At 72.5% G+C, this 19,191-nt stretch carries 17 protein-coding genes; 6 read left to right on the top strand and 11 right to left on the bottom strand.

Annotated elements, in window-relative coordinates; all coding sequences use genetic code 11:
- Positions 1-266 precede the first annotated feature (266 nt).
- Positions 267-941: a TrkA family potassium uptake protein gene (locus ACFYWM_RS23775; protein WP_362864379.1), complete on the bottom strand. Its 675-nt coding sequence runs from the start codon at positions 939-941 to the stop codon at positions 267-269.
- Complete coding sequence (locus ACFYWM_RS23770; protein WP_389917628.1) at positions 941-1,606, bottom strand: potassium channel family protein; 666 nt, start codon at positions 1,604-1,606, stop codon at positions 941-943. The genes ACFYWM_RS23775 and ACFYWM_RS23770 overlap by 1 nt, the downstream gene beginning before the upstream one ends.
- Positions 1,607-1,722: 116 nt before the next feature.
- On the opposite strand from ACFYWM_RS23770, the gene ACFYWM_RS23765 reads away from it, so the two are divergent.
- On the top strand, positions 1,723-3,765 hold the full coding sequence (locus tag ACFYWM_RS23765; RefSeq protein ID WP_389917627.1) for an APC family permease: 2,043 nt from the start codon (positions 1,723-1,725) through the stop codon (positions 3,763-3,765).
- A gap of 68 nt (positions 3,766-3,833) precedes the next feature.
- Entirely contained in the window at positions 3,834-5,081 is a 1,248-nt protein-coding gene (locus tag ACFYWM_RS23760; protein ID WP_389917626.1) for a class I SAM-dependent RNA methyltransferase, read from the top strand.
- 87 nt (positions 5,082-5,168) lie between these two features.
- On the opposite strand, the gene ACFYWM_RS23755 is transcribed toward ACFYWM_RS23760, so the two are convergent.
- The 4 genes from ACFYWM_RS23755 to ACFYWM_RS23740 form a co-directional block, all read right to left on the bottom strand.
- The gene (locus ACFYWM_RS23755; RefSeq protein WP_389917625.1) at positions 5,169-5,927 is read right to left on the bottom strand and encodes a hypothetical protein; all 759 of its coding nucleotides are present in this window, start codon (positions 5,925-5,927) and stop codon (positions 5,169-5,171) included.
- Between the two features lie 147 nt (positions 5,928-6,074).
- Positions 6,075-6,314, bottom strand: coding sequence for a hypothetical protein (locus ACFYWM_RS23750; RefSeq protein ID WP_389917624.1), 240 nt, complete (start codon positions 6,312-6,314; stop codon positions 6,075-6,077).
- 331 nt (positions 6,315-6,645) lie between these two features.
- Positions 6,646-7,308 carry a response regulator gene (locus tag ACFYWM_RS23745; protein WP_389917623.1) on the bottom strand — a complete coding sequence of 221 codons (663 nt, stop codon included), beginning with the start codon at positions 7,306-7,308 and terminating at the stop codon, positions 6,646-6,648.
- Between the two features lie 175 nt (positions 7,309-7,483).
- Positions 7,484-8,764, bottom strand: a complete 1,281-nt coding sequence (locus tag ACFYWM_RS23740; RefSeq protein ID WP_389917622.1) for a sensor histidine kinase — start codon at positions 8,762-8,764, stop codon at positions 7,484-7,486.
- A gap of 158 nt (positions 8,765-8,922) precedes the next feature.
- Here ACFYWM_RS23740 and ACFYWM_RS23735 point away from each other — a divergent pair, with 158 nt between their 5' ends.
- Entirely contained in the window at positions 8,923-9,159 is a 237-nt protein-coding gene (locus tag ACFYWM_RS23735; RefSeq protein WP_389917621.1) for a hypothetical protein, read from the top strand.
- A gap of 160 nt (positions 9,160-9,319) precedes the next feature.
- Here ACFYWM_RS23735 and ACFYWM_RS23730 read toward each other — a convergent pair whose 3' ends face one another.
- The 3 genes from ACFYWM_RS23730 to ACFYWM_RS23720 all read right to left on the bottom strand — a co-directional run bounded on the left by ACFYWM_RS23730 (position 9,320) and on the right by ACFYWM_RS23720 (position 12,433).
- Complete coding sequence (locus tag ACFYWM_RS23730; protein WP_389917620.1) at positions 9,320-9,895, bottom strand: hypothetical protein; 576 nt, start codon at positions 9,893-9,895, stop codon at positions 9,320-9,322.
- A 422-nt stretch (positions 9,896-10,317) separates the two neighbouring features.
- Positions 10,318-10,893: a hypothetical protein gene (locus tag ACFYWM_RS23725; protein ID WP_389917619.1), complete on the bottom strand. Its 576-nt coding sequence runs from the start codon at positions 10,891-10,893 to the stop codon at positions 10,318-10,320.
- A gap of 268 nt (positions 10,894-11,161) precedes the next feature.
- Positions 11,162-12,433 carry an MFS transporter gene (locus tag ACFYWM_RS23720; protein ID WP_389917618.1) on the bottom strand — a complete coding sequence of 424 codons (1,272 nt, stop codon included), beginning with the start codon at positions 12,431-12,433 and terminating at the stop codon, positions 11,162-11,164.
- A gap of 424 nt (positions 12,434-12,857) precedes the next feature.
- On the opposite strand from ACFYWM_RS23720, the gene ACFYWM_RS23715 reads away from it, so the two are divergent.
- On the top strand, positions 12,858-14,357 hold the full coding sequence (locus ACFYWM_RS23715; protein ID WP_389917617.1) for a PLP-dependent aminotransferase family protein: 1,500 nt from the start codon (positions 12,858-12,860) through the stop codon (positions 14,355-14,357).
- Between the two features lie 204 nt (positions 14,358-14,561).
- Complete coding sequence (locus ACFYWM_RS23710) at positions 14,562-15,722, top strand: serine hydrolase domain-containing protein (protein ID WP_389917616.1); 1,161 nt, start codon at positions 14,562-14,564, stop codon at positions 15,720-15,722.
- A 272-nt stretch (positions 15,723-15,994) separates the two neighbouring features.
- On the opposite strand, the gene ACFYWM_RS23705 is transcribed toward ACFYWM_RS23710, so the two are convergent.
- Both ACFYWM_RS23705 and ACFYWM_RS23700 read right to left on the bottom strand, forming a co-directional pair.
- A complete protein-coding gene (locus ACFYWM_RS23705; protein WP_389917615.1) occupies positions 15,995-16,777 on the bottom strand; it encodes a Clp protease N-terminal domain-containing protein in 783 nt (260 codons plus the stop codon).
- Positions 16,778-16,875: 98 nt separating this feature from the next.
- Positions 16,876-17,961, bottom strand: a complete 1,086-nt coding sequence (locus ACFYWM_RS23700) for a hypothetical protein (protein WP_389917614.1) — start codon at positions 17,959-17,961, stop codon at positions 16,876-16,878.
- Between the two features lie 147 nt (positions 17,962-18,108).
- Here ACFYWM_RS23700 and ACFYWM_RS23695 point away from each other — a divergent pair, with 147 nt between their 5' ends.
- Complete coding sequence (locus ACFYWM_RS23695; RefSeq protein WP_389917613.1) at positions 18,109-19,032, top strand: LLM class F420-dependent oxidoreductase; 924 nt, start codon at positions 18,109-18,111, stop codon at positions 19,030-19,032.
- Positions 19,033-19,191: the final 159 nt, after the last annotated feature.

The raw sequence follows: 19,191 nt of genomic DNA, 5'->3' as shown, positions 1-19,191 counted from the left end.
GGCGGGCCGGGGCCTCCCGGCAGGCGGGCCCGGTCCCGGGTCCCGCCGCCCGCAATCCGTCCGGGAGACGGCCCGTCCGGGAGACGGCTCGCCGGCTCCTCCCAAAAAGCCATACCTTTTCCGAAAAGGTCGCAACTCTCCTGAGAGGTCGCGACCTTGTTCGCGGTCAGGGGACCGTCACCGGTCCCCTCCGGCGCGCGGCGCGCAAGGACCGCTCCCGCGTGGCGCGCGGGAGACCGGTTCGGTGCGGCGTACGGGCGCCCGGTTCAGCGGGGCGTGCGGTGGTGCGGGGACAGGAGCTCGGCCAGCTCCTCCTCGACCTCCTGGCTGGCCACGAACATCAGCTCGTCGCCGGCCTCCAGCGGGTCGTCGGCGGTGGGCACCAGCACCCGGCCCTCGCGCAGGATCGCGACCAGGGCGGTGTCGTTGGGCCACGGCACCGAACCGGCGCGCTGGCCGACGACCGGTGCGTCCTCGGGCAGGGTGAGCTCGACCAGGTTGGCCTGGCCCTGGCGGAAGGTCATCAGCCGGACCAGGTCGCCGACGCTGACGGCCTCCTCGACCAGCGCGCTCAGCAGGCGCGGGGTCGAGACGGCCACGTCGACGCCCCACGACTCGTTGAACAGCCACTCGTTCTTGGGATGGTTGATCCTGGCGACCACGCGCGGCACGCCGTACTCCGTCTTGGCGAGCAGCGAGACCACGAGGTTGACCTTGTCGTCGCCGCTGGCGGCGACGACCACGTGGCACTCGGCCAGGCCCGCCTCGTCCAGCGAGGAGATCTCGCAGGCGTCGGCGAGCAGCCACTCCGCCCGCGGCACGGTGTCGATCTTGATGGCCTTGGGGTCGATGTCGACGAGCAGGACCTCGTGGCCGTTCTCCAGGAGTTCGGCGGCGATCGACCGGCCGACCGCCCCCGCGCCGGCGATGGTGACGCGCATCAGTGCTCCTCCTCCGGCGCCCCGGACAGCACCTTGTTGATGCGGTCCATGTCGGCCTCGACCGCCATGACGTGCAACACGTCGCCCTCCTGCACCACCGAGTCGTTCCTGGGCAGCAGGGTGTCGCCGATCCGGTTGATGAACGCCAGGCGGGTGCCCGCCGCCGCCTCCAGGTCCCTCGTCGGGGTGCCGATCCAGCCGTGGTGGTAGGCCACCTCCGCCAGCACCACGCGCCCGCTGGGGTCGCGCCAGAGCGGCTCGGCGCCCTCGGGCAGGACGCGGCGCAGGATCTGGTCGGCGGTCCAGCGGACCGTGGCCACGGTGGGGATGCCCAGCCGCTGGTAGACCTCGGCGCGCCGGGAGTCGTAGATCCTGGCCACGACGTTGTCGACGCCGAACGTCTCGCGGGCGACCCTGGCGGAGATGATGTTCGAGTTGTCGCCGCTGCTCACCGCCACGTAGGCGCCCGCGGCCTCGATGCCCGCCTCCTCCAGGACGTCCCGGTCGAAGCCGATCCCGGTCACCCTGCGACCCCTGAAACCCGCCCGCAGGCGGCGGAACGCCTGCGGGTCACGGTCGATGATCGCGACCGAGTGGCCGCTGTCCTCAAGGATGTGCGCCAGGGTCGAACCGACCCGGCCACACCCCATGATCACGATATGCATGCTCCCCCGCCGGTCGCTGTGAGGCGGATCTTGTGCCCGATGTATTCAGCCAGTATGGACCGCCCCAGGAGTGCCGCGTGAGTGGGGCCGAGTAATAACGGCTAGCATCTGCAGACGTGTCGAAGGTGACGGACCTTGTCAAACGCCTGTTCATCGGGCGGGCGCTGCGCAGTACGCAGCTGCACGAGCAGCTGCTCCCCAAGCGCATCGCGCTGCCCGTCTTCGCGAGTGACGCCCTCTCCTCCGTGGCCTACGCCCCGCAGGAGATCCTGGTCATCCTCTCTCTCGCCGGAGTCTCCTTCTACCACTTCAGCCCCTGGGTCGCCGTCGCCGTCGTCGTGGTGATGCTCACCGTCGTGGCGTCGTACCGGCAGAACGTGCACGCCTACCCCAGCGGGGGCGGCGACTACGAGGTCGCCACCGTCAACCTCGGCCCGAGCGCCGGGCTCACCGTCGCCAGCGCCCTGATGGTCGACTACGTGCTGACCGTCGCGGTCTCGGTCGCCAACGGCGTCGACTACGTGGGCGCCACCATCCCGTACGTCGCCCAGCACAAGCCGCTGGTCGCGATCCTCATCGTGGTGCTGCTGACGATCGTCAACCTGCGCGGGATCCGGGAGTCGGGCGCGGCCTTCGCGATCCCCACCTACGCCTTCATGTTCGCCGTCCTCGGCCTGGTCGCGTGGGGTGGTTTCCGGGTGCTCGTCCTCGGCGACGAGCTGCACGCGCCCACCTCGGGGTACGAGATCATCGCCGAGCAGTCGAACCTGACCTCCTTCGCGGCGGCCTTCCTGATCCTGCGCGCGTTCTCCTCCGGCTGCGCGGCCCTCACCGGCGTCGAGGCGATCAGCAACGGCGTGCCCGCCTTCCGCAAGCCCAAGAGCAGGAACGCCGCGAGCACCCTGCTGATGATGGGCCTGGTCTCGGTGACCATGTTCGTCGGCATCATCACCCTGGGGCTGGCCTCGGGGGTCAAGGTCGCCGAGCCCTCCGTCGCCTACCGCGACGTCCTCATCGACGGCAGGCCCGCCGGGCCCGGCTACTACCAGCAGCCGATCATCGCCCAGGTGGCCGACGCGGTCTTCGGCAACGGCTCGCTGCCCTTCTTCGTCATCGCCGCCGTCACCGCGCTGATCCTGTTCCTCGCCGCCAACACCGCCTTCAACGGCTTCCCGGTGCTCGGCTCGATCCTGGCCCAGGACCGCTACCTGCCCCGCCAGCTGCACACCCGGGGCGACCGGCTCGCCTTCTCCAACGGCATCGTGATCCTCGCCGCCGCGGCCTGCCTGCTGCTGTGGGGCTTCGACGCCGACGTCAGCCGCCTGCTCAACCTCTACATCGTGGGCGTGTTCGTGTCGTTCACGCTGAGCCAGATCGGCATGGTCAGGCACTGGACCCGGCATCTGAGGACCGAGACCGACCTGAAGGTCCGGCACCAGATGCACCGCTCGCGGACCATCAACTTCTTCGGCGGCGTCATGACCGGCGTGGTGCTGGTGGTGGTGCTGGTCACCAAGTTCACCCACGGGGCGTGGATCGTCTGCGTGGCCATGCCGGTGCTGTTCCTGATGATGAAGGGCATCCACCGCCACTACGAGAACGTGGCCGCCGAGCTCGCCGTCGCCGAGGACTCCCAGGTGGACGAGTCGATGCTGCCCGCGCGCAACCACGCCATCGTCCTGGTCTCCAAGATCCACAAGCCGACCCTGCGCGCCCTCGCCTACGCCCGTGCCACCCGGCCCTCCAAGCTGGAGGCGATCACCGTGGGGGTGGAGGGCCCCGAGGCCAGGGCGCTGCAGGAGGAGTGGGAGCGGCGCGGCATCCCGGTGCCGCTGAAGATGCTCGACTCGCCCTACCGCGAGATCACCCGGCCGATCCTGGAGTACGTCAAGTCGCTGCGCCGCCGCTCGCCCCGCGACGTGGTGAGCGTCTACATCCCCGAGTACGTCGTCGGCCACTGGTGGGAACACATCCTGCACAACCAGAGCGCGCTGCGGCTGAAGGGCCGCCTGCTGTTCCAACCTGGCGTGATGGTCATCAGCGTGCCCTGGCAGCTGCACTCCTCCGACCGGCTCAAGGGCCGCCCCGAGCCCTTCGCGCCCGGCGCCGTACGCCGTCCGCGCCAGGAGGCGGCACGGGACGAGGACGTCAAGGCATAACCTTTCGTATGCGCTCCTGACGCGAGGAGGCTCGACCGACGACGATTTTTCCCTTGGGGGCAACGACTATGGCCATCGAACTGACGGTAGGACCGGTTGCGAACGGTGGCTGGTGCGTCGCCCGCCACGACGGCCGGGTCGTCTTCGTACGGCACGCGCTGCCCGGCGAGCGGGTCGTCGCCGAGGTCACCGAGGAGACCTCCCACTTCCTGCGGGCCGACGCGGTCGAGATCCTGGAGCCCTCCGCCGACCGGGTGACCCCGCCGTGCCCGTTCGCGGGCCCCGGGCGCTGCGGCGGCTGCGACTGGCAGCACGCCTCCCTCGACGCCCAGCGCCGCCTGAAGGCCGACGTGGTGGCCGAGCAGCTCCAGCGCCTGGCCTCGATCGACTGGAAGGGCGTCGTCGAGGAGGTCCCCGGGGCCCCTGACGGGCTCGGCTGGCGCACCCGCGTCCAGTTCGCCGTCGACCGCGAGGGCGGCCTGGGCCTGCGCCGCCACCGCTCCCACGACGTCGAGCCGGTGGACGCCTGCCTGATCGCCCACGCCGAGGTGGAGAACGTCGGCGCCGAGGTGATGAACTGGCGCAACGCCTCCTCGGTCGAGGTCATCGCCTCCAGCACCGGTGACCAGGCGGTCGTGGTCGCGCCCAAGCCCCGGCGCACGGTGGCCGTGCCCGACCTCGACACGAGCGTGGCCGTCTTCGTCGACGAGGGCAAGGGCCGCAGCCGGGTCGTCCACGGCCGCAACCACCTCGTCGAGCACGTCGCCGGGCGCGACTTCCAGGTCACCGGCAGCGGCTTCTGGCAGGTGCACCCCGGCGCCGCCGCCACCCTGCTCGACGCCGTCATGGAGTTCGCCGCCCCGCGGCCGGGGGAGTGGGCCCTCGACCTCTACTGCGGCGTCGGCCTGTTCGCCGCCGGGCTGGCCGAGGCGGTCGGCCCCGAGGGGGCCGTGTTCGGCGTCGAGTCCGAGTCCGTGGCGGTCCGCGACGCCGAGCGCAACCTCCGCGACCTGCCCCAGGCCCGCTTCGCCAGGGGCCGCGTGGAGAACGCCCTCGACCGCTTCGGCATCGAGCGCGCGGACCTGGTCGTCGTCGACCCGCCCAGGGCGGGCCTGGGGCGCGACGTCGTCGACAGCCTGACCACCCTCCAGGCGACCCGGATCGTGTACGTCTCCTGCGACCCGGCCACCCTCGCCCGCGACCTGGCCTGGTTCGCCGAACGGGGCTACCGTCTGGCCGATTTGCGGGCTTTTGATGCTTTTCCGATGACTCATCACGTGGAGTGCGTGGCGCACCTGGTCAGCGAGACGATCTAGGCGCTAACCGGTGGCGGTAGACGAACTCGACTTTGAGCGTGGGATTCAGCGATTCGGCGGCGGCGCGCAGGTGGTTCGCAGCTCCCGTCAGCTGGTGAAACGTCCCTCACGGGTGTACTTGCACGCCCCACCGAGGCAGTTGGGGCTGGCTTCCCAACCGTCGTCATAGGTGACCTTGCGGTGGCGCTTGATCGAGCCCTTGACCTTTTCCGCCTGAAGCCCGGGGCCGACCTTCACGTCCGCGTGCTTCCACCAACTGGTGCCGTTCCAGTAGTACAGCCGGTGCCGGGCCCACAGATGACTCGGCGAGTTCGCCGGCAGGCAGTTGAAGATGAAGCTCTCCGCACGACGCTCCTTGAAACCGCCGAAGTCGAGGGTGGTGTACGACTTGGGAGCCAGTCCGGCCTGGGCGTTGTCGTGCCAGAGGTTCCAGCCCCAGTGTTCGGCGGTGCACGAGGCGGAGAGCACGGCGCCGGCCGGAGCGGTCAGGCCACGTACGGTGACCGGATCGGTGGTGATCCGCCGCCCCTGCAGCCCGGCGGGGAGGTCGGTGCCGTGGTCGTCGACGAGGCGCTGGGGCACCGGCACGTCGGGCGGGGTGATCTCCAGGTAGGTCTGCAGGTAACTGTTGCTCCGGTCCCAGTCGATGAGCGGCGCGCCGCCGATGATCCCGAGCTGGGACATCCCCACTTCGTCGGAGGGCTGGCTGTCGGAGAAGCTCACGGTGAGACCGGTCGTGTATTCGATGTGCGCCAGGGGGATCTCCCTGTCGCTCTCCTCGGGTTCGGCCGCGGCAGGGGAGGAGGCGAGCATCATCGTGGCGGCGATGGCTGCGATTAATTTCATGCCACTCCTTGCGGTTGAAGTTTCCTGAGCAGAACTTAGGTACCGGCTCTGGTCCGTGAACATGTAAAAGTCCCCACAGGTGGCCGTTGACAATTTCACTGAGCGTCGCGCGCAGGGTGTCAGAGCCGCCCATCTGCTTACGGGGCGTCATCCTCGGAGCCTTCTCAGGGCGGGGAACGGCCACGGGTGAGAGTGCGGGTTCGGCTGCCCGGTGCCACGGAGGCCGGGCTCGTACCAGATGTTCATCCGGCGCAGGGTGCCCACCGGGTGCTCCCGCAGCGTCAGCTCCGCCTTGTACACGCGGCCGGTCCCCTCGTCGGGCACCAGCGTCCAGCCCGCCGCCGCGGTGAACCGTTCCCAGGTGAGCGGGCCCACCACCGCAGGCACAGATTCCGTGGAAGTACATCGATCCGGGGCAACATGACCGTGGTGGGTTGTCGACGATCCACCACGATGCTCCACCGCGCGGAGTACGTGGCGCGTTCGGTCAGCGAGACGATCCAGCCGCTGACCGCGGGGAACGCGGCGCGCGGTCTGGCGCCGAGTTCCGGGGTTCCTCGCCGAAGCGGGCTCACGACGCTCGGTCGTGGAGCGTCTCGTGGCCGGAGCGGTCGCGGGGCGTGGTCATGCCGGGCGCCACCCGGCGGGCCGCCGGTCGGCAGGAGTGCCCGTCCGGTGGCGGTCCTGCCGATCCTCCGGTCTTGTCGGCCCTCTGTTCCTACCGGCCCTCCGGGGGGCTCGCGTCGTGGACCAGCAGGGCGATCTGGACCCGGTTGTTGAGCTCCAGCCGGGTCAGGATCCGTGACACGTGCGTCTTTACCGTCGGCAGCGCCAGGTGCAGCTCCCGCGCGATCTCCGCGTTGGAGCGGCCACGCCCGACCGCCAGGGCCACCTCCCGCTCCCGCTCGGCCAGCAGCGCCAGCCGGGCGCGGGCGGCGGCCGCCCGGTCGCCCTGTTCGGAGCCGTCCGTGACCTGCTCGATGAGGCGGCGGGTGACGGCGGGGGAGAGCACCGGATCTCCGGCGGCCACCGTCCGGATGGCCGTGACGATGTCCCGCGGCGGGGTGTCCTTGAGGAGGAACCCGGCCGCCCCGGCGCGCAGCGCCCGCAGCACGTGCGCGTCGGTGTGGAAGGTGGTCAGGACCAGTACTTCCGGGGCGCCGGGCCGGGCCCGGAGCCTCTCGGTGGCGGCCAGCCCGTCGACGCCCGGCATCCGGATGTCCATCAGCACCAGATCGGGTCCGTGCGCGGCGACCAGGGCGGGCACCTCCGCCCCGTCGGCGGCCTCCGCGACGACCTCGACGTCCGGGGCACCGCCCAGCATCAGGCGCAGTCCGGCCCGCACGATCGCGTCGTCGTCGACCAGCAGGACGCGGATCACCTCGTGTTCTCCTCCCGGCCCTGGCCTGCGGCGGACGCGGATCCTCGTATCTCTTTCCCGGCGCCGGTCTGTGAGGGGCGCGGATCCTGGTGTCCCTTTTCTGAGGGGCGCGGAGCCTCCTGTCCCTTTCGCCGGCGCCGGCCCGTGAGGGGCGCGATCAACCTCGTCCCGCTTCTCAGCTCCGGCCCGTGACGGGCGCGATGTCCGTCGCGGGCCAGGGTAGTGAGGCCCGCACCCGGAAACCACCGTCGGCGGGGCCCGCCGTCAGCTCACCGCCCGCCAGCCGGGCCCGTTCGGCCAGCCCGATCAACCCCTGCCCGGCGCTTTCACCCCTGCCCGCCCCGGTGCCTTCGCCCCTGTCCTGCCTGGCGCTTTCCCCCTTGCCCGCTCCGGTGCCTTCGCCCCTGCCCTGCCCGGCGGCTTCCCCCTCGGCCGCGCCGGAGAGCGGGGCCGGCCGGGGCGGCGGCGCGTTGCGGACCTCCACCGCCAGCCCGCCCGCCGGGCTCCCGGTCACCTCTATCGCGACCGCCGCGCCGGGCGCGTGCTTGCGGGCGTTGGTCAGCGCCTCCTGGACGATCCGGTACGCCGTACGCCCCACCACGGGCGGTGGCGCCGGTCCCTCCGGAGGACCGGTCAGCTCGACCCGGCCGCCCGTCGCCCGTGCCTCCGCCACCAGCCGGGCCAGGTCCGCCAGGTCCGGCTGCGGGCGCTCGCTCTCCTCGGGCCCGGCCCGCAGCACCCCGATCACCTCGCGCAGGTCGCGCAGGGCCAGGTGGGCGCTCTCCCTGATCACCCCGGCGGCCCGCGCCATCTCCTCCCCGGAGGCGCCCGGGTTGAACTCCAGCGCCCCCGCGTGGACGCTCAGCAGCGACAGCCGATGGCCGAGCACGTCGTGCATCTCGCGGGCGATCTCCTCCCGCGTCTCCCGCCGGACCCACTCGGAGCGCAACTCCGCGTCCGCCTCGGCCAGTTCGGCACGCTCGCGCAGCGAGGCGATCAGCTGCTGCCGGGAGCGCCGGAACAGTCCCCACCCGAAGGTCCCGGCGATCAGCGCGAAGTACGTCAGCGCCGAGCCCGTGCGGTCCTCGGACAGCTCCGCCACCTGCCACAGGAAGACGGGCAGCGGCGCGAAGGCCAGCGCCGCCACCCACGCCGTGATCCTCCACGGCCGGGTCGCGGCCACCGTGAACACCGCGACCATCGCGGGGCCGGTCAGGTAGTGCGCCTGGGTGCCCACCAGCAGCAGCGTCACCGCCAGCGCCACCGGCCAGCGCCGCCGCAGGAACACCGCCGCGCATCCCAGCCCGCCGACCACCTGGTCGACGTCCCGCCACAGGGGATCGAGGCCGTCGGGGACCGGGATGGACTGCGAGCTGACGGCGGCGAAGCAGGTGGCGAAGAGGAACAGCGCCAGGTCGGCGACCCAGTCGCGGCGGGTGCGGTGGATGCGGCCCATACTTCGGAAATCTACGCGGCCCCCGTCCGTGACCGGGCGTTCCCGCCGCGTCCGGATACTTAAGTACGACCCCCGGCCCGCCGATGACCGACCTTGGTCGCCACCCGGCCATCTTGCGCCCGATCCGGTGCCGGGCGCCACGCGCCTACCGTCGGGCCATGTCCTCGACCTCGAAGTCCCCCCTGGCGGCCCTGTCCGGCTTCATCTGCTTCGTCCTCGTCGCCGGCGGGGTGAGCGGTCTCCTGCGCGAGTGGTTCGACTGGTTCCACTTCATGGGCTTCGTCCGCTTCCTCGTGCCCGGCGGCTACGAGGTCTACAGCTACGTCATCATGATCGTCCTCGGCCTCGTGGTGGGCGTGGCCGGTGACGCGGCCTCGCGGCGGGGCCGCGGATGACCCGCCGGGTGTCCATGAGCCGGCCCGTGGAGCGGCGCGGCGGGTCACCCGGCGGGAACGGCCCCCCTGACCTCGGTGATCTCGCGGGGCCCGGCGTTCCGGCCGACCCGGACCCGTACCGTTTCCGGGTCGGCCGGCGGGATCGGGCCCTACGGCGGGATCAGCCCGCGAAGGTCACGGTGGAGTACTGGTACCAGGTGTCGCCGTTCTCGTCACCGCTGTGCAGGCGGCCGGTCATGACCTGGTTGTGTCCCGCGTTCGTGGTGTGGCTGCTCTCCTTGTACTTGACGCTCCAGACCGCGCCGGTCAGCCGTACCTGGCGGTTCTGCCAGTACAGCGCGCCGGTGCGGTATCGCGTGTCGCCGTTCTCGTCGTCGTCGTGCCACCTGCCGACGAGCGTCTGGTCCAGCGGGGCGACGTAGTTGGACCTGCTCTCCCGCTGGGCGGCGCTCCAGTCGCCGGAGTGCACCTGGACCTGCTCGCCGTTGATGAAGATCGTGCTGCAGTAGTAGGTGGTCGGGCGGTTCTCGTCGCCGTAGTGCGAGCGGCCGGTGAGCACCTGGTTCGGCGGGCAGGTGAACTGGGAGTTGTTCTCGTACATCGTCTGGGAGTACGTGCGCTCGACCTTGATCGTCACCGCCGTGGCGGACGACGCCGAGGCGGGGGCGGCGACGGTCATGGCCGCCAGGGCGGCGGCCGCCAGGGTGACGGGTACGGCCTTGCTGCGGGTCCTCATCTTCTTTTCCTTTCCGGGTGCCGTCGCGTGCGAGGGAGCGGCCGGGGCGAGGGGCGTCATCCCGGAGGACGACCTCGTGGTCCCGCTCGCGGCCGGCCGGAGATTCCCCGGCTGCTCGGCTGCTGATGGATGCGCGGTGGTGATGTTCGGAGTGACGATCGCGCGGTGACGATCGCGCGGTGACGATCGCGCGGTGGTGAATGCGCGCGGTGGTGAACGTGCGCGGTGACGATCGCGCGCCGGTCATGCGCGCGGTGATGTGAACGTGCGCGGTGACGATCGCGCGCCGGTCATGCGCGCGGTGATGTGAACGTGCGCTCGCGCTCGCGCCGGCGGCTGATTCGGCCGGTCAGGGCCGGGACGCCCTGCTGTCAGCCCTGCTGCCCGTCCGCCGGTCGGCGTGGCCGGGCCTCGCGGCGGGATCAGCCCGTGAAGGCCACGGTGGAGTACTGGTACCAGGTCTTGCCGTTCTCGTCACCGCTGTGCTTGCGGCCGGTCATGACCTGGTTGTGTCCCGCGTTCGTGGTGTGGTTGCTCTCCTTGTGGCTGCCGGTCCAGGCCGCGCCGGTCAGCCGCACCTGCTGACCCTGCCAGTACAGGGTGGCGGTGCGGTATCTCGTCGTACCGTTCTCGTCGCCGGTGTGGGACCTGCCGACGAGCGCCTGGTCCAGCGGGGCGGTGTAGTCGGACCTGCTCTCCTTCTGGCCGGGGGTCCAGTCACCGAGGTGCACCTGGACCTGCTCGTCGTTGATGAAGATCCAGCTGCAGTGGTAGGTGGTCCAGGCGTTCTCGTCGCCGACGTGCGAGCGGCCGGTGAGCACCTGGTTCGTCGGGCAGGTGAAGTTGGTGTTCCACTCCGGCACGTACTCGGCGTAGGCGCGTTCGACCCTGATCGTCACCGCCGTGGCGGACGACGCCGAGGCGGGGGTGGCGGCGGTCATGACCGCCAGGGCGGCGGCCGCCAGCGCGGCGGGTACGGCCTTGCTGTAGATCCTCATTTTCCGGGTTCCCTTCCGAGTGCCGTTGCGTGCGAAGCGGCGGCTGGGGTGAAGATCACATCTTGGGCGCGGCCGTGGTGAGAGGGCGTCCCCCTGGAGGATGACCCCGTGGTCCCGCTCGCGGCCGACCGGAGATCCCCCGGCCGTTGACGACAGGCCCGCCGACGACGACTCGTACAGGCACTCGTACAGACGACTCACACAGACGACTCGTACAGACGACTCGTACGACGCCCCCGAGCCGCCGGGGCCCCGGACGGGACGCCCGCTACCCGGACGCCCCCTCGGCGGCCGGCTCCGCCCGCCGGGTCCGCAGGGCCCAGCGCACCGCCGGTCCCATGGCGAGGCCGGACAGCAGGAACAGGCCGCCGAGCACCAGCCAGCCCGGGGTCCCCCAGGTGAGGATCAGCGTCGTGAGCAGCAGCGGGCCGAGCATCCTGGCGACCGCCGCGCCGGAGCCGAAGAAGCCCTGGTACTGCCCCTGGCTGTCGGCCGGGGCGAGGCCGAACCCGATCTCCCAGGAGCCGGAGGCGTGCGTCATCTCGCCGAACACCTGCAGACAGGCCGCGAGGAGCAGGACGAGCGCGGCGGCCCACGCCGAGGACCAGGCCGACGACGCCGACGACAGGGCGAACACCGCGCACGCCGCGAGCAGCACCGCACCCGCGCGCCGTACGGACCCGGCGGCGCTCTCCATGTCCGTGACCCGCCGGGCCACCCGCACCTGGAAGAGCACGACGCCCAGGGTGTTGAGGATCAGCAGGGCGGAGACCGTCCAGCTCGGGGCCTCGGTCCGCTGGACGATCCACAGGGGGACGACCAGGCTGAGCAGCGGCATGTTCAGCAGCGCGACCATGTTGAGCAGGGAGACCAGCGCGTACGGCCTGTCCCTGAGCACCGCGAGCGCCGGTTCGCCCGCCGGCGCGGCCGCCGTGGGCGGTACCGGGGGGAGGCGGAGCAGGATCAGGGCCGACAGCAGGAAGCTCAGCGCGTCCGTCGCGAGGACCGTCAGGTAGGCCGCCCGGGTGTCGAGGTGCAGCGCCGCCCCGCCGAGCGCCGCGCCGACCGCCAGCCCGGCGTTGACCGTCGCCTGCAGGTGGGCCCGGATCCGGGTCCGCCGCGCCCTGTCCACCAGACCGGCGAGCAGCGCCTGCCTGGCCGCGGCGAGACCGCACTGCGAGGTCGCGTACAGGCAGGCGACCACCACGAACACCGGGAAGGAGCGGACGAACAGGAACGAGCCGACCGCGGCGGCCGTGGCGACGGCGAGCAGGACCGCCGTGCCACGGGGTCCACGGCGGTCGGCGAGGTGACCGAGCGGGACGCCCGCCACGAAGCCGACGGCCCAGCCGAGCGTCAGGGCGAAGCCGACCTGGGTCGGCGAGAGCCCCACGATCCGGGTGAAGTAGAGCGCCGAGCACACGTAGTACGCGCCGTCCCCGACGGAGTTGGCCAGCTGCGCGAGGGCGAGGACCCGGGGCGGCCCGGGAGAGGGCATGATCCGGGACGGCCCGGACGAGGGCGTGATCCTGCTGGACATGGGACTCCTTCGTCGGCCGTTCGGCCGTTCGGCCGTTCGATCGTGCGGTCGTCACCGGCCCGGCCCGGCCCGGAACCCTCTCGGCAGGGCCCGGGTGGGTGCGGGTGAGCTCAGCCGGGCTGGGCTGGGCCGGGCTCGGATGGGTGCGGGCAAGAGTGAGTGGGCTCGGACGGCGTCCCGGCATCAGGTCGGCGTCACCCGGATGCGCGTCCGTCTCCGGTCCCGCACCCACGACGCACCCGCGACGCGCCCGGGCGGGGTCCCGAGCCGGGTCCCGGGCTGGATCCCGAGCCGGGTCCCGGGCGGGGTCCCGGGCCGGAAAGGCCCGCCGCGAGCCGCACGGAGGGCAACTCTATGGAGCCCATTGGTCCCGTGTAAGATCCAATACACGGGAAATCCACCGGGCCAATACGGGGGGAACACGATGGACTTCCACGTGAGCCTCACCGGTCGTGGTGACCTGTCCGCCCGCATCTACCGCCAGCTCCTGGACGCCGTCCTCGACGGCCGCCTGCGCCCGGGGGAGCGCCTCTCCCCCACCCGCGAGCTGGCGCGGAGGCTCGACGTCTCGCGCAACACCGTGGCCGTCGCCTACGAGCGGCTCACCGCCGAAGGCGTTCTCGTCGGCAGGGTCGGAGCGGGTACCTTCGTGTGCGACGAGCCTCTCGCCCGCACCCGCGCGAGGAACGCGCCCGAGGGCGGCGGCGTGCGCCCCCGCCGCCTCTGGCGCTCTTTGGCCGCCCCACCGGCCGAACCGCCGGAGGAGGCGGTCTACGACTTCAGGGTGGGTCTCCCCGACGCGGAGCTGTTCCCGCTCGAGACGTGGCGCAGGCTCGTCGCCCGCGAGCTGCGCCCGGCGCTGGTGCGCTCCGCCGGCTACGGCGCCTCCTCCGGGTACGCGGGCCTGCGGGAGGCCGTCGCCCGTCACGTCGGCGTCTCCCGCTCGGTGCGGGCGAGCGCCGATGACGTGCTCATCACGCAGGGAGCCCAGCAGGCGCTCGACCTCATCGGCCGGGTCATGATCGAGCCGGGCTGCCGGGTGGCCGTCGAGGAGCCGGGCTACCCTCCGGCCAGGCTGCTGTTCCGGTCCCTGGGCGCGCGGGTCGTCGGCGTCCCCGTCGACGGGGAGGGCCTGGACGTGGCCGCCCTCCCCGACTCCGCCCGCCTCGTCTACGTCACGCCGTCACACCAGTTCCCGCTGGGTACGCCGATGTCGCTCGGCCGCCGCGCCGCGCTGCTCGAATGGGCCGGGCGGCGCGGCGCCGTGGTGATCGAGGACGACTACGACAGCGAGTTCCGCTTCGGGGACCGCCCGCTCGAACCGCTCCAGAGCCTCGACCACAGCGGTCACGTCATCTACGTCGGCTCCTTCTCCAAGACGATGCTGCCGATGCTGCGGCTGGGCTTCCTGATCGCCCCCGCCTCGCTCCAGCCCGCCCTCCGCGCCGCCAAGCGGCTCACCGACTGGAGCGGCGAGCTCCCCACCCAGGCGGCGCTCGTCGGTTTCATCGACGAGGGCCTCCTCGGGCGGCACATCCGCAGGGCGACGCGCGAGTACGCGGCCCGCCACGACCGGATCCTCACCATCCTGCGACGTGACTTCCGCGACTGGCTGGAGCCGGTCCCCTCCGCCGCGGGCCTGCACCTCTGCGCCTACCTGACGCCGGACGCCGGGGTCGACACCGCCCTCGTGACGGCGTACGCGAGGAGGGCGGGCATCGTGCTGAAGGACCTCGCCACCTACTACGGCGAGTCCCGCGCGCGGGCGGGACTGGTGCTCGGGTACGGCGCCATCCCCCTCGACAGGATCGAACCGGGTCTGAAACTGCTCGCGGAGAGCTTCCGGGAGGCCCGCCGAAGCGCTCGTGAGGCGGGGAGTGCCCGTGAGGACGGGGACCTTCGCGCGGGGGAGAGCGGCCGGTAGTACAGCCGGTACGTCCGGTCCGGCCCGTGCTCGTCCCGCGGGGCGCTCTCCCCCGGTCCGGCGGCCGGTTCGCCGTTGGGCGGGCACGACCGGAGGGAGTAGGGGAGGCCCTCCCCGCAAGAGCGGTGCGGGCGTCACTGCCCTTCTCCTCTCCCCGCGACAGAGCCGGGGGCGTCATCCGTCCCCGAGCCGTGAGGCGAAGTCATGTCCTGGAAGTACTCCCGCCGGTCGCTCGCGGCCGCGGTCGCCGGCGCGCTGGTCCTGTCGGCACTGCCGTTCCCGCCGAGTCCCGCTCTCGCGCGGGCCGAGCCGGAGACACCTCGTCCCACCTCCCTCCAGGCGCGGCTGGACCGGCTCACCGGCGCGGACGGGCTGCCGGGCGCGCTCGCCCACGTCCGTGACCGTCACGGCAGGGGCGTCACCGTCGCGTCCGGCACCGCCGAGCGGGGCACCGGGCGGCCGATGGTCGGTGCGGGCGGGAGGTTCAGGATCGGCAGCGTGACCAAGCCGGTCATGGCGGTGACCGTGATGCGGCTGGTCGAGCGGAACAAGATCGACCTGGACGCGCCCGTCGACCGCTACCTGCCCGGCGTCGTGCGCGGGAAGGGCGCGGGCGCGGCGACGGACGGGCGGAAGATCACGGTGCGCGACCTCCTCCGGCAGACCAGCGGGCTGCCCGAGTACGCCGACGCGGTCGACTGGTCCAAGATCCCCCAGGACTACCTCGCGCTCGCGCTCGCCCGCACGCCGACGCCCCTCGGCCGGTTCGCCTACTCCAACACCAACTACCTGGTCGCGGGCATGATCGTGCGTGCCGTGACCGGCCGCGACTTCCGCGAGGTCAGCCGCGACCTGGTGATGGAGCCGCTGGGCATGCGCGACACCTACTGGCCGGCCGCCGGCGAGACGGGCATCCGCGGGGCGCACGCGCACACGTACGGTGTGCATCCCGCCGACCCCGGAGCCGGGATCGTCGACCTCACCCGGCTGCCCGGCTACGAGTTCGGCGCCAGCGGTGGCCTGGTCTCCACGCCCGAGGACCTCGACCGGTTCTGGCGGGGGGTGTTCGACGGCGAGGTGCTGTCACGCGAGACGCTGCGGACGATGGTCGGCGCTCCCGTGCCCGTCGGGGAGGAGGGCTGGCCCGAGGAGGCCCGGTACGGTCTCGGCGTCGCCCGCGCCCGGCTGAGCTGTGGCCCGGCCTGGTTCCACGGCGGTGACGTGCCCGGCGTGTCGGTCGTCAGCGGGCGTGACCGGTCGGGACGCCAGGCGACCGTCTACACGACGGGCCAGGCCGGTACGGCCGGGCAACGCGAGCACCTGATCGCCGCCTTCGACGCCGCCCTGTGCGGCCGGGCCCGGTGAGGCCGTGAGGTTCCCCCGGTGCCGCCGCCGTTCTCCGGCGGCCGCCGGGGGCCGGTGGCCGAGGGGCGACTTCCGGTCCGAGCCCGTGCCCACCTCGGCCAGGAGGCGTCCGGTGAGGGCGCGCACGCCCAGGCCCGCGCTCAGGCCCGCCAGGACCCCGGCGAGCACGCCCGAGCCCATCCCCACGAGCACGCCGACGGCGATCCCGGTGACCAGCCATGCGACCACGCCCACGACCAGGCGCCCGGCCGTGCGGGTAGGCGTGCCCGCCACTACGCCTCGTCCGCCGTGCCGAGACGCTCCTCCAGCCGTTCGAGCCTGAGCAGGACGGGGCGCAGCTCCTCGCGTACGGCCGCCGACAGGGCGCTCGCCGCCTCGGCGGGCAGGGGCAGGGCCGGGGCCTGGGGAGGGGCGGCGGGCGCGGTCTGCGCGCGCAGGTGGACGTAGCCGGCGAGCGCGGCCGAGACGGCGTGGCGGGTCAGCCGGTGCTCGGCGCCCAGCTCCCGCAGGATGCGCCCGGCCGCCCCGTCGGGCTCGGCGACCAGCCCGAGGAGAAGGTGCTCGCAGCCGACGTAGTTGTGGCCGAGCGAGGTGGCCTCGGTGACGGTCATCTCCAGGGCCGTCGCCGCGGGCGCGCCGAAGGCGAGTTCCGTCTCGGCGGCACCGGCCGTGGCCGGGGCGTCGAGGCCGAGCCGGTCCAGGCGGCGCTGTACCTCCTCGGGGTCGATCTCCAGGGCGCCGAGAACCTGGAGCGCTAGATTGCCCCCCTCGGCGAGCATGCCGCCCAGCAGGTGCTCGGTGCCCACCTCGGCCGCGCCCAGGGCGCGCGCCTGCTCCACCGCCAGCTTGACCACCTCCCGCGCCCGCGGGGTGAAGTGGGTGAGACGCGCGGTCAGGTCACCGAGCTCGGCGGCGCTGAGCGCCGTCTCGCGGATGGCGGTCACCCGCCGGACGGCCTGCTCCAGGGCCCGCTGGCACACGGCGGAGACCGGCACGCCCGCCTTCTTCACCGCCTCGGCCAGCTCGTCGGGCAGATAGACATTGATCTTCGGCATCTCGTCTCCCCTTTGGGGTTACAGTAGGGTTATAACCCATTCATAACCCCAAAGGGGTGGACTTGTCCAGTCCTGCCGAGCGTGCCTTCGGGGCCCGTCTAGCGCGTCGCGCCGCTGAGGAACCGGGTGATGCCCGGGGAGAGGGTCACACCCCTGGTGGAGAGCCACGCCAGGTGGTTGCGGCTGGTGAAGGCGGCGAGCCTGCGGGCCTCCGGCCGCGTGAGGTCGCCGGACCCGGCCAGCACGGGTGTCAGGGCGATCCGGTGCCAGGCGGCGCTCTCGCCCAGCGAACGGGCTATCTGCGGGTGCGCGGCCCGGACGGCCGAGGCGATCGGGCGCAGGCGGCTCCCGGCGCCCGGAACCGGGCCGACGGGCGCCAGCAGGTTGACGATGGCGATCTCGGCGCCCGCCGCCCGGGTGGCCCGGAGCATCTCCTGGTCGCCGGGGGACAGACCGGTCCCGGTGACCGGGAGGGTGAAGCTCACCGTGAGGGAACGGCCCTCGCCCGCGGCCTCGCGCTGCAGGGCCGCGATCGCCCTGGCCCGCCGCAGCACGGTGGCGCCGCCCGCCGGGTCGCGGACCTCGAAGTCGACGTACGTGGCCGCGAAGGCGTCGATCGCCCGGCGGTAGGCGGCGGTGAGCCTGGCGAGGTCGGAGCAGGCCGAGGCGAGCTCGCGCCCCGCCGGGCCGCCGAAGGCGAGGCCCGCGTCCCCGCCCGCCGCGCGCAGGGAGGCGAGCCGGTTGGCGACCGGGTTGCCCCCCTGCTCCTGGAGCCCGCCCCACCTGGGGACGCAGCCCTTCCGCTCGGTGAGCCCGGCGGTGAGGTGGCCCAGCGTGAACCAGCGCACGTGGCTCCTCCTGGCCTCCCTGGACAGGTTGAAGCGCGGCTCGCGGACCGCGTCCACGAACGTCACGAAGCCCGAGGGGCGGGCGACGGTCGGCGAGGGCGAGGGCGAGGGCGAGGGTGAGGGTGTGGGGGCGAGGGCCGTCTTCGCGGGCGTCGCCCCGGCCCCGGCCCGCTCCCCGGGGGCGGCCCACTCGCCCTGCGCCCTGGAGGGCAGCAGCCAGATCGCGGCGCCGGTGCCGGTGGCGAGCACGATCGAGGCGAGCACCACGAGGGGGCGGGGCGGGGTGCCGGGCTCTCGGGTCCGGCGGGTGTCGGGGCGGTCGGTCGCCACAGGCATGTGATCCCCTCCTCGACGGACAAAGGGTGATCGCTGTGAGTGGTCGATCGGCTACCCGTTGCGTCAGAGGCCAGAACGTTAGCAAGCGCCCCCGCCACGGCGCGGGCTTTCAGCGGATGCCGTCCGGAGTGCCCGGATAATGGTTCCATGAAGTTGAGGATCTTCACTGAACCGCAGCAGGGTGCCACATACGACGAGTTGCTGGCGGTCGCGCTGGCCGCGGAGCGGCTGGGGTTCGACGCCTTCTTCCGTTCCGACCACTACATGCGGATCGGACCCGGCGACCCGGGACCCGGCTCCACCGACGCCTGGACGACCCTGGCGGGCCTGGCCAGGGACACCACCACGATCCGTCTCGGCACCCTGGTCACGCCGGTCACCTTCCGGCTGCCGGGCCCGCTGGCGATCAGCGTGGCCCAGGTCGACCAGATGAGCGGCGGGCGGGTGGAGCTGGGCCTGGGCACCGGTTGGTACGACGCCGAGCACACCGCGTACGGCATCCCGTTCCCGCCGATCGGTGAGCGGTTCGGCCGGTTCGAGGAGCAGCTGGAGATACTGGTCGGGCTCTGGACCACGCCCGAGGGCGAGACGTTCTCCTTCGAAGGGGCCCACTACCGGCTGGCCGACTCGCTCGCGCTGCCGAAGCCCGCGCAGAGCCCCAAACCGCCGATCATCATCGGCGGCACCGGCGCCACGCGCACCCCGCGCCTGGTCGCCCGGTTCGCCGACGAGTACAACGTGCCGTTCCGCACCCTGGAGGACACCTCGGAGGCCTTCGACCGGGTGAGGAAGGCGTGCGAGGCGGAGGGCAGGGAGCCGGTCGTGTTCTCCGCCGCGCAGACCGTCTGCGTCGGCGCCGACGACGCGGAGATCGCACGACGGGCCGGGGTGATCGGGCAGGACCTCGCCGCGCTGCGCGCGACGGGCCTGGCTGGCACCCCCGCCGAGGTGGCCGAGAAGATCGGCCGGTTCGCCGAGCTGGGCGCCGAGCGGATCTACCTGCAGGTGCTGGACCTGGACGACCTCGAACACCTGGAGCTCATCGCGGACGAGCTTCTGACCCACGTGTAGTTTCCGCCCCCGCACGTCACGGGTGGACCGGTCACGGGCGAGCCGGTCACGGACCGGCTCGCCCTCCGCTCTCCCCCGCCCGTGAACCTCCGGGGACCGTTCCGTGTGATTTAACGTTCCGTGTGAATGACCGTCCCGTGTGAATACGAGATCATCATC

The sequence above is a fragment of the Streptosporangium sp. NPDC002721 genome (genome assembly GCF_042888905.1).
Lineage (GTDB): Bacteria > Actinomycetota > Actinomycetes > Streptosporangiales > Streptosporangiaceae > Streptosporangium.
Note: the sequence above shows the minus strand (reverse complement) of the source record. Positions and strands in the feature narration are given on the sequence as shown.